General features: G+C 72.2%; 8 protein-coding genes. All 8 read right to left on the bottom strand.

Annotated elements, in window-relative coordinates; all coding sequences use genetic code 11:
* Nucleotides 1–114: 114 nt before the first annotated feature.
* Genes D6718_05345 through D6718_05310 form a run of 8 tightly spaced genes read right to left on the bottom strand, consistent with a single transcriptional unit; the run spans nt 115 to nt 10,296 of the window.
* Nucleotides 115–1,116: an FAD:protein FMN transferase gene (locus D6718_05345; GenBank protein ID RMG46619.1), complete on the bottom strand. Its 1,002-nt coding sequence runs from the start codon at nt 1,114–1,116 to the stop codon at nt 115–117.
* A complete protein-coding gene (locus tag D6718_05340; GenBank protein ID RMG46618.1) occupies nt 1,113–1,691 on the bottom strand; it encodes an electron transport complex subunit RsxA in 579 nt (192 codons plus the stop codon). Before D6718_05340 ends, D6718_05345 begins: the two co-directional genes overlap by 4 nt.
* On the bottom strand, nt 1,691–2,359 hold the full coding sequence (locus tag D6718_05335; GenBank protein ID RMG46617.1) for an electron transport complex subunit E: 669 nt from the start codon (nt 2,357–2,359) through the stop codon (nt 1,691–1,693). Before D6718_05335 ends, D6718_05340 begins: the two co-directional genes overlap by 1 nt.
* A complete protein-coding gene (locus tag D6718_05330) occupies nt 2,356–3,006 on the bottom strand; it encodes an FMN-binding protein (protein RMG46616.1) in 651 nt (216 codons plus the stop codon). Before D6718_05330 ends, D6718_05335 begins: the two co-directional genes overlap by 4 nt.
* A complete protein-coding gene (locus D6718_05325; protein RMG46615.1) occupies nt 3,003–4,001 on the bottom strand; it encodes an RnfABCDGE type electron transport complex subunit D in 999 nt (332 codons plus the stop codon). Before D6718_05325 ends, D6718_05330 begins: the two co-directional genes overlap by 4 nt.
* Before the next feature lie 7 nt (nt 4,002–4,008).
* Entirely contained in the window at nt 4,009–5,337 is a 1,329-nt protein-coding gene (rsxC, locus tag D6718_05320) for an electron transport complex subunit RsxC (GenBank protein RMG46624.1), read from the bottom strand.
* 5 nt (nt 5,338–5,342) lie between these two features.
* Nucleotides 5,343–9,485, bottom strand: a complete 4,143-nt coding sequence (locus D6718_05315; GenBank protein ID RMG46614.1) for a hypothetical protein — start codon at nt 9,483–9,485, stop codon at nt 5,343–5,345.
* Nucleotides 9,478–10,296, bottom strand: a complete 819-nt coding sequence (locus tag D6718_05310; protein RMG46623.1) for an RnfABCDGE type electron transport complex subunit B — start codon at nt 10,294–10,296, stop codon at nt 9,478–9,480. The genes D6718_05315 and D6718_05310 overlap by 8 nt, the downstream gene beginning before the upstream one ends.
* Nucleotides 10,297–10,317 lie beyond the last annotated feature (21 nt).

The raw sequence follows: 10,317 nt of genomic DNA, 5'->3' as shown, positions 1-10,317 counted from the left end.
GATCGGCGCGCGCGTCCCGGCTGCGGGAGGTGGCATGGAACAGGCCGCACCTGCGCCCCGCCGGCGCGGCAGCGCACCATCGGGGAAGCACCTCAGAAGGCGCCAGGGAGCGCGTCAGCCGCCGCTCTCCAGCTCGGGAAAGCCGGACGAAGCGTGGACCGACAGATCGGGGGCGACGAACAACGCTTCGACGTCGGGGAGCGACTCGACGAGGTCGAGGCCGCGCTCGGGGCCCATCACGAACAGGCCGGTGGCGAGGGCGTCGGCGGTCATCGCGTCGCGGGCGATGACGGTCACGGCGACGGACGCGCGGGCGACTCGACCGGTCCGGGGATCGAGGATGTGGTGGTAGCGAACGCCGTCCCGCACGAAGTACTGCAGGTAATCTCCCGAGGTCACGACCGCTCCTTGCCGCAGCTCGATGGTGCCGAGAAGCTTCCCGGGTCTCCGCGGATGCGCGATGCCGACGCGCCAGGGCCGGCGCCCCGGAGAACTCCGCAGGCGGATGTCGCCGCCTCCGTCGACGAAGTAGCTGGAGATCCCGTGCGCCTCGAGGACCTCGGCGGCGCGATCGATTCCGTATCCCTTGGCGATGCCAGCGATCCCGGCGCGCATCCCCCGCTCGGACAGGACCGCCGTTCCCTTCGCCGCATCGATCAGAAGCTTGCGCCAGCCGACGTGCGGCCGGCAGGCGGCGAGTTGCGACTCGGTGGGAATGCGGCGTTCGGGGATCGACCACAGGGAGCCGCACGCGGCGAAGGTGACGTCGAACGCCCCGCCCGTCAGCTCGGAAATCTGGCGCGCGCGGCTCAACACATCGAGAAGCTCGCGTCCGACCGCGACCGGCCCGTCCCCCGCTGCGCGGTTGAGAGCGCTGATCTCGCTGTCCTCGCGCCACTCGCTGAGGGGCCTTTCGACGCGGGCCACCTCGTCGAACGCGGCACCGATCGCCTCCTCCGCCTCGGCCGCCCCGACGCCGTCGACCTCGATGGCGAAGCGGGTCCCCATCAGAAGCCGCTCGCCGTGAAAGCGGCCTCCGCCGGAGCAGGCGGCCGCCAGCAGCAGAACGGCTGCCGCCGCCGCGCGCGCGGTTTGCCTCCGGAGCCGCTCCGTCACGAGCCGTGGAACAGACCGGCGAACCCCATGAACGCCATCGAGAGGATCCCGGCGATGAAGAAGCTCATCGCCGTGCCCCGGACGAGGCGCGGCACACCCGCCAGCTCCGCGTCCTGCCGCAGGCCGGCCATGATGACCAGAGCGATCGTGAGGCCGACACCGGCGCCGAGGGCGTAAACGAGGCCTTGTACGAGATCGTAGCCCCGGTTGGTCTGGAACAGGGCCAAAGCGAGGATCGCGCAGTTGGTGGTGATCAAGGGGAGGAAGATGCCCAGCGCGCGGAAAAGCGTCGGACTCAGCTTCCGGATCAGCATCTCCACGAACTGCACCGTGCTGGCGATCACCACGATGAAGGAAATGAGCTGGAGATACGGGGCGAACGGCAGGATGAACGAATTCAGCACCCAGGCCGCCATCGACGTGATGAGCATCACGAAGATGTTGGCGAAGCCGAGCCGGAGAGCGGTGTCGAGCCTCCCCGTGACGCCGAAGAACGGACAGAGGCCGAGAAAGTAGGCCAGGGTGAAGTTGTTGATCAGGCTGGCGGAGAAGAAGATCCAGACGAGTTCGCCCATCACGCCGTCCTCCGCTCCGCCGCCGGCGGTTCGAAGGCCTTCCGCTGCCGCCGCCGTTCCGCTGCCGTCCGCACGGCGGCAAAGACGGTGAGCAGGGCCCCCAGAGCGAAGAACCCCCCCGGCGGGAGGATCATGATCGCCCACGGCTCGAACCGGCTCCCCAGCACGGGATAGCCGAGCAGCGACCCCTTGCCGAGCAGCTCGCGGATGGCGCCGATCATCGACAGCGCGAGGGTGAACCCGCCGGCCATCCCCAGCGCGTCCGGAACCGCCAGCCAGACGGGGTTCTTCGAGGCGAAGGCCTCCTGCCGTCCGAGGATCAGGCAGTTGACCACGATCAGCGAAATGAACGCGCCGAGTTGCTTGTGGGCGTCGGGCATCAGGGCGGCGAGCACGAAATCGACACAGGTGACGAAGGTCGCGATGATCACGATGTAGACCGAGATGCGGACCTGACGCGGAATGAGGTGCCGCGCCAGCGAGACCAGCAGGCTCGAACCCACCAGCACGAAGGTGGTCGCCGCTCCCATCACCAGGCCGTTCTTGAGCGAATTCGTCACCGCCAGCGAGGGACACAGCCCGAGGACCGCCACGAAGACGGGGTTCTCGCGCCACAGCCCCTTGACGAACTCCTGCGCTGCCCGGGCCGCGCGTTCACGATCCTTCATTGCGCCTCCGCCGCCCCTTCTTCGGCCGCCCCCGTCAGCAGCCGGTCCTTCCAGGTCTCGAGGCTCCGGTTGATGATCGAAACCACCGCCTCCGACGAGATCGTCGCGCCCGTGATGCAGTCGACCTCATTGGGCGCGCTCTTCTCGCCTTTCTTCACCGGAACGATCGCCGGCTCGACCGCCAGCGCCCGGAAATTGGCGTGAAAGTCCGGATCGGAAACGATCCGGTCGCCGAGACCGGGCGTTTCGCGGCTGTCGAGCACTTCCATCCCCACGATGACGCGGCGGTCGGGATCGAGCCCGTAGATGAGCGCGATGGTGTCCATGAATCCGGGTCCCGCGGCCGGCACGGCGTAGCCCACCAGGCGCCCCTGCGCGTCGTACCCGGCATAGACGGCTTCTTCTTCCGGCAGCGTCCCCTCCGGTCCCTCGTACGGGACGAGCCGGCCCTCGCGCACCACCAGGGGACGGCTGGACACCGACCCCGGCAGCGCCCGGAGGACCGCCGCTCGCAGCGCGTCGGCGCGATTCGTCGCGATTCGCGGCGCCGCCCACAGGTAGACCGACACGAGCACGATCCCGCTGAGCAGGCCGGCCACCGCGAGCGTGCCGACGAGCCGCACCGGGGAAACGCTCTCGCCGCTCATCGGCCCTCGCCTCCGAACACCCGGGGCTGCGTGTAGCGGTTGATCAGCGGGGTCACGGCGTTCATGAGCAGGATCGCGTACATCACCCCTTCGGGCAGACCCCCGAACACGCGGATCAACACCACGAGCAACCCGCAGCCCGCGCCGAAGATCCACGCCCCCCGGGGGGTGAGCGGAGTGGTCACCGGGTCCGTCACCATGTAGACCGCACCGAGCAGGAGCCCGCCCGAGCAGAGCATGAACGCAGGACCGGGATAGGCCTCGCCACCGAACGCCCGGAGCAGCGCGCTGAAGAACGCCACCGAAAGAAGCGTCGACACCGGCAGCCGCCAGTCGAACACGCGCCGGATCGCGAGCCACAGCCCGCAAGCGATGAGCACCAGGCCGGCGGTCTCACCGAGCGACCCGGCGGTGGTTCCCGCAAGAAGGGGCCACAAGCCGGTGTACTGGTGGTCGAACTTGGCCAGGCCGAGCGGCGTCGCGGTCGTCACCACGTCGGCCGCCGGCTTCATGAACGGCCAGGCCAGTGTCGCCGGTCTGATCTCGGCAAAGCTCAATCCCGGACGCGCCCAGGTGGTCATCGCCGTCGGGAACGCCGCCTGGAGAAAGGCGCGGCCCACGAGGGCGGGGTTGAACAGATTGTGCCCCAGCCCGCCCCAGATCGTCTTCCCGAGACCGATCCCGATGGCGCCACCGAGGAAGGCCATCCACATCGGGAGCGACGGGGGCAGAGTGAGCGCAAGCAGGACTCCGGTCAGCAGCGCACTGCCGTCGCGCAGTGCCCGCGTCCCCTGCGCGTCGAAAGCCCACTCCACCAGAACCGCTCCCGCCGTCGCCGCCAAGACCAAGAGAACGGCCGCGAGTCCGAAGAAGTAGATGGCGGCCGCGACCACGGGAACCAGCGAGGCGAGCACCTCGAACATGACCCGCCGCGTGCTGAGCCCGCGGTGGAGAAAGGGAGCGGTCGTCAGCTCGAGCTGGGGGGACGCCGTCATCGCTCGATCAATTGGAGCCGCGTTCGCGGACGAGAGCCTTCCCGACGCGCATCAACTGCACCAAGGGAATGTGGGACGGGCAGACGAAGGAGCAGCTCGCGCACTCGTAGCAGTCGAGGATGTGGTGCTCCTTGAGATCGGCCACCCGCTCGGCACGCGCCAGAGTCGCCAGCAGCGAGGGATTCAGGAACATCGGGCAGGCTTCGAGGCAGCGGCCGCAGCGGATGCACGGCTGCTCGTCGGTGACGGGTGCCAGGCGGTCGAGCGCGATCACGCCCGAGGTCCCCTTCACGACAGGGACATCGAGATCTTTCTGGGCGTGCCCCATCATCGGCCCGCCGAGGACCACCTGTCGCGTCGACGGCAGCAGACCGCCGCAGTGCTCGAGCACCGCGCGCACCGGGGTCCCGATCGGCACCAGCAGGTTCGCGGGACGCCGGACACCCGGACCGCTCACGGTGACGACCCGCTCGATCAGCGGCTGGCCGGTGGCGAACAGGTCGGCGATCGCCGCCGCCGTCCCGACGTTCTGCACCACGATCTCGAGATCGAGCGGGAGTTTGCCGGTGGGGACCTCTTTGTGGAAGATGGCGTCGATCAGCGCCTTCTCCGCCCCCTGCGGATACTTCACCGCCAAGGGCACGACCGTGATCGGCATCCCGTCGGGGATCTCCTCGCGCAGGCGGGCGATGGCATCGGGCTTGTTCACTTCGACGCCGATGTAGCCGCGCTCCGCCCCCGTCACCTTCATGATCAGCTCGAGCCCCCGCAGCACCGCCCGCGGCCGCTCCGCCATCGTCCGGTGGTCCGCGGTGAGGTAGGGCTCGCACTCGCAGCCGTTGAGGATGGCGAACCGGACGCGCTTTCCCGGCGGGACTTTCAACTTGACGTGGCTCGGGAAGGCGGCGCCGCCGAGTCCCACGATCCCGGCCCGCTGGATCGCGGCGACGATCTCGTCGGGCTCCATATCCTCGCGGGGACGGTCGGAGCGACGCACGAACCGCTGGCTGGCGAACGGGTCGGCGCGAACGACGATCGCCTCCATCTTGCGGCCGGTCGGGTGCGGGCGCATCTCGATCGCGGCAACCGTCCCGGTGACGGGCGAGTGCACGGCGCTCGAAACGAATCCGTCCGGCTCGGCGATCAGCTCCCCGCGCTGCACGCGTTGACCCGGGCGTACCACCGGCTTCGCCGGCCGCCCGATATGCTGCGACAACGGCAGCACGTACTCGTCGACGAACGGCATCCGCTGGATCGGCAGCCGGCAGGTGGCCTCCTTGTGCTCGTCGGGATGGACGCCGTGCCTGAACGTCAGCGTCCGCCGCAGCGCCGCCAGAGCCCTCACCGTCCGATTCTCCCGTTTCCGCCACCGGCTGCACCGGCGAGCTGGAGCAGCCGTTCGCGGAGCATCGCCCGGTGCCGCCGGTCGGCCTCCGCCGCGGCCGACGCCAACTTCGCTTCGTACTCGCGCCGCAGCCGGTCGATCTCCGCCCGGTGTGCCTCGGCCACCTCCCGCTCGGCGCGCTCGCGCACGGCGGCGGTGAAGGGGGTCACCAGCCCCGCCAGCTCCTGGAGCGTCGCCCAGATTTCGCGCGTCCGGGCGATCGCCCTTTGCAGCTCGGGCGACGGTCCCCCCTCCAGGTGGCGGGCGTAGCGCTCCTCGCTGGCGCACCACGACTCCGCCGTCAGCCCCCGCGCCTCGGCCTCCTCGGGGAGAGCCCTCTCCGGATCGGGGTTCCCCTCGAGCGACAACCGCAGCCCGAAGACACCCTCGCCGGAGGGGTCGTACCGGAGCAGCGGGTGAACGCGGCAAGCGATCGCGTCGCGCGCCCGCTCGAGAAGCCGCTCGGCGGGGAAGCCGTGCCGAGCCGGGCTCGGGGCGTGCAGGTGCAGGACGGCGGGCCCTTTCGCCGCGAGCGCCCCGGCGACCGCGTCGTACAGATGGCCGAACGCGGCCGGCGATGTCGAGGCCACGTAGGCTTCGCGGTGGGCCAGCGCGAACAGTGCCGGATCGGCCGCTTCGGCGAGCAGGTCGCGGTCGTCCAGGAGAAGGACGACGAGCGGCAGGTCGGAGGCGAGCGCGCGCGACAGACCGGCCAGGATCCCTTCGTTGAGCTCGACGGCTCGTGCCACGAACAGCACCGGGGAGAAAAGCCCGCGCTCCTCGTCCGTCAGATCGCGCCAGGTCAGCCGCTCGATCTCCCGCAGCCGCCGCGGAGCGTCGGCCGGCGCCTGCGCGAGCACCTCCGCCCGACGGATCGCGCGCGCCTCCGCCACCGCCCGCTCCAGGAGCCCCTCCGCCAGGCCCGCCGCGAGGTCGAGCGCCCGCTCCGACAGATCGACGACGAGCGGTGCCCCGAACGGATGGCGGGGGAAGCGCGCGGCCCACTCGGCGGTCGCCTCGTCGGCGATCACCAGACCGTAGCGGGAACGGCCGAATCCGGCCTCGAGCGCCGCGCCGATCGAGGCGATCTCCCGTGCGGCGGCCAGCAGCGCCTTGAGCCGCGGCACGTCGGTGCTGGCGGGCTTTCCGAGCCGCTCGATCCGCTCGAGCAGCTCGCGCGTCTCCGTGCGCCGCGGGGGTGCGCCGTCGAGAACGCGCTCCAGCAGCTCGAGATCGTCGATTTCCACCGGTGCGACCATCGCTTCCCGCACCCGCTCCCGCAGCCGCTCTCCCAGCTCCTCCAGCCTGCGCCGCGTTTCGACCATCTCCTTCTGGCGCAGCGACTCGGCCACGGTCAGGACGAGACGCACCGCCAGCTTCCCGCCGGAACCGGCCTCCCGGCCGGCATCCCCGCGGACGGCGGCGAGGGCGTGGCGCGAGAGCTGGATGGCGGGCAGCGGGCCGAGCGACTCCGCCACGCGCGCGATGGTCTCGCCCGCGGTGTCGGGGAGGCGTTCCCACAGCCGCCACCGGAACTTCGCCTCCTCCAGCCGTTCGGGTGTCCGCGGCTCCAACGAAAGCGCCTCTTCGGGGCACTCGGCGGCGCACACCCCGCAACCGGTGCAGCTCCGCGCGTCGAGCGCGAGGAGGAGCAGCCGGCCCGATCCCTTGCGCGCCTTGTGGGGCGCGTGGAAGAGCGCCTCCCCAGCCACGAGCGGCAGCCGCTCGAGCCGTTCGGCCACCGCCCCCGCGGCGCGGGCCAGCTCCTCGCTCGCCGGTCCTTCCACCCCCGCTTTCGCGAGCACCTCATCGACGGCCTTCCTCGCCGTCCCCGCGGGGACGGCCCGGCTCCCGGCCCGGGCGACCGCCCCGTCGAGGCGGCCGGCGATCGGCTTCTGCAGGCGCGCCAAGCGCCGGCCTCCCTCCGATTCGGGATCGAAGGCGCCCTCCTCGGCGGCCTGCCGGGCGGCCGTGTCGAGGAGCGATTCGGTCGGCACGGCCGCAGGAGCCAGCGCGCCGTCGGGGCAGGCGGTCCAGCAGACGCCGCACCCGGTGCACCGCTCGGCATCGAGCAGCGGCAGCGCCGCGGCCCGCCCGGCGACCTCGGCGAGTGCGGCGCTGTAGGCCGGCACGCTGCCCGCCGTGAGGTAGGGATCGACGGAGGGCGGCTCCCCCCCGGCGAGCGTCGGCTCCACCTGTTCCGACCAGAAGCGCGGGAGGTTGTCGTGGCGGGCGTCGATCCTCTGGAAGCGACGCACCAGCTCCGGTAGATCCGCCTCCGCCGGCTCCCGCATCGGCTCGGGGAGGGAGTACCAGTCGACCGGCTCCAAGTCGGCCGCCTCCCCCGCGAGGAGAGGGCCGGCGATCGCCGCCATCTCGGCGGGAGAGCCGCGCCAGACGAACAGGTCCAACTCCCTTTCTCGCACCGCGTCGGCCCACGAACCGGGAAGACGCCGCCACACCTCCGCGGGGTCCTCCGAGGCGGCGATCACCGCGCGGCCGCGCCGCGCCGCGAGCCGCAACGGCTCCGCTCCCGCCGGGAGATCGAACCCCGCCACCAGCACCAGATCGACCGCCGCGTCGTCACCGGGATCCTCGAACGGCTCGGGCGCCGCCAGCGCCCGCCCGATCCAGACGCCGGGCACGGCCTCGCCGGCCCTGGCCCGAACGCAGACCTCCGCGGCACCGCCCGCGGCAGCGGCGCCGAGACGCTCGAGAGCGTCGGACGGGACGTCGCGGGTCCGCGCGGCGAGCGCGACGCCGCGCACCGCCGGGGCGCCTGCCGGCGCTTCCGGAGGGGGGAGCAGCGCCACCCGCTCCGCGCCGGGGCACTCGCGGGCGACCCGATGCAGCAGGGCCTCGCGCTTCGGGAAGGCCGACCCGGCCGAGGGCGGCCGAACGCCGAGGTAGACGATCGGGCGGGGATTCTCCCGCATCATCTCGGAGAACAGCGCTTCGATCTCCGCCGCACCCGCCGGCGGGAAGCCGAGTCCGCCCACCGCGGAAAGGACCCGCGTCGCGCTCTCCCGCAGCACCGCCCGGAGCAGCTGTGCCAGCGGGGTGGCGCCCGCGAGGGGATCGTCGGCGGCCTCGAGAACGGTGACCGTCTTCGCCTCGGCCAGCGCGAAGCGGAGCGCCTCGCCCGGCAGCGGCCGCAGGAACGGCATCCCCAGCACGCCGACGTGCCGGGCACCCTCGCGCCGCAAGCGGGTCGCCGCCGCACAGGCGGGCTCGAAGAAACTGCCGTGGGTGAGGATGACGAACTCGGCTCCGTGCAGCCGGTGCTCCGCGAGGAGGCCGAGCGGCCGGCCCGTCTGCGCGGCCCACTCCGCGAGGACGTCGTCGATCGTCGCGGGGAGGCGCTCCGCGTGGAAGGCCCTCCGTCCCGCCAAGACGGCCGCGCGCTCGCCCGACCCGGGGAGCAGACCACGGCCCACCGGTGCGTCGGGATCGAACCAGCGGACGACCCGGCGCCGGGATTCGCCGAAGACGATGCTCTGGGCCGGATCCTGCGGTTCCACCCGGTCGGCCGGATCGCCGAGGAAGCGTTCCACCGCATCGGCCGGCGCGAGCCGCACATCCTGAACGGCGCGCGCCAGCGGGGGATCGATCGCAAGGACCGCGGGGAACAGCGACCGCTCCGCCACCGCTCGCAGCACCACGGCCAGGTCGGCGAGCTCCTGCAGCGACGACGCCTGGGCCAGGAGGGCGCCGGTGGGCGCCAGCGCGTGGTAGGCAGCGTGAGCGCCCCCTTCGTGTCCTTCCGGCAACACCAGGAGGACGAGCACCGGCTCCAGGCGGGACGCCGCCAGGGTCAACTGCTCGGCGAGAGGCTCGATCCGCTCCGGCGCGACCAGCGCGGCGGCGCGGTGACCGGTGGCGGCGAGGCCGCGGGCCGCCGCGACGGCGCCCGCGGCGTCGTCGTGGTGCCTTCTTCCCGGGATTCCGGCGAACGCCGCACCCCCGGTGACCAGCGTCTCCGAGACGAGGGCGGATGCCCGCGCCAGCGTCTCGTAGCCGGTCAGGAGCGCGGGAGTGCCGGCGGCGCGGGGAGGCTCCCCCCCGCCCGTCAGACGGGACAGCCACGACCGGTCAGCCACGGCGCCCTCCCGCCGCCTCGAGGGGCGGCGCCTCCTCGTCGAACTGACGCCCTTCGACCCAGCGGATGGCGCCCGTCGGGCAGCGGAAGGTCACCGATTCGTCCAGCCGCTTCGGGTCGACGATCACGGGCAGACCTCCGCGCATCTCGATCGCGCCCTCCGGTGCATCGGCAGCGCAGCGGCCGCACCCGTCGCAGGCCACGCCGCAGGCCATCCGCGCGGCGGCGCCGGTGAGCGGCGCACTGCACTGGACGATGACGCGGTTGGTGATCGGCTCCAGCGTGAACAGGTCCAACGGGCAGGCCACCACGCAGTCGTTGCACGCGGTGCATCGGTCGGGATCGACGACCGGTAGCTCGTCGTCGTTCATGTGGATGGCCCCGAAGCTGCACGCGCGCTCGCAGTCACCGAAGCCGAGGCATCCCCACGGGCAGGCGCGGCCGCCGCCGTTGACGACGAAGGCGGCCCTGCAGGAGGGGATCCCGTGGTAGTCGGCGAGCTTCCTCACCTCGAGGCGCCCGCCGGCGCAATGCAGCCGTGCGACGCGCTTTTCGCGGCGGCCCACCGAAACGCCCAGGAAAGCGGCGATCGCCTCGACCGCTTCCGGCGCGCTGACGGTGCACTCGGCGGGCTGGGCCTCCCCGCCCACGAGCGCCTCGGCGAAGGCGCGGCAGCCGGGACGGCCGCACGCGCCGCAGTTGCTGTTCGGCAACCGGCGCTCGACCTCCTCGATCCGCGGGTCCTCCTCGACCCTCAGCCAGCGATCGGCCAGGGCCAGCACCACGCCGAAGAACCCGGCGATCCCCAGCATGATGGCGGCGGCGGTGAGGAT

The sequence above is a fragment of the Acidobacteriota bacterium genome (genome assembly GCA_003696075.1).
GTDB lineage: Bacteria > Acidobacteriota > Polarisedimenticolia > J045 > J045 > J045.
This window is presented reverse-complemented; position numbering and strand designations above follow the sequence as displayed.

Bases quoted from the DNA above. Each gene is read 5' to 3' on its own strand.
- D6718_05325 (RMG46615.1), bottom strand. From the start codon at position 4,001: ATGACGGCGTCCCCCCAGCTCGAGCTGACGACCGCTCCCTTTCTCCAC.
- D6718_05310 (RMG46623.1), bottom strand. From the start codon at position 10,296: ATGCTGGGGATCGCCGGGTTCTTCGGCGTGGTGCTGGCCCTGGCCGAT.
- D6718_05335 (RMG46617.1), bottom strand. From the start codon at position 2,359: ATGAAGGATCGTGAACGCGCGGCCCGGGCAGCGCAGGAGTTCGTCAAG.
- D6718_05340 (RMG46618.1), bottom strand. From the start codon at position 1,691: ATGGGCGAACTCGTCTGGATCTTCTTCTCCGCCAGCCTGATCAACAAC.
- D6718_05330 (RMG46616.1), bottom strand. From the start codon at position 3,006: ATGAGCGGCGAGAGCGTTTCCCCGGTGCGGCTCGTCGGCACGCTCGCG.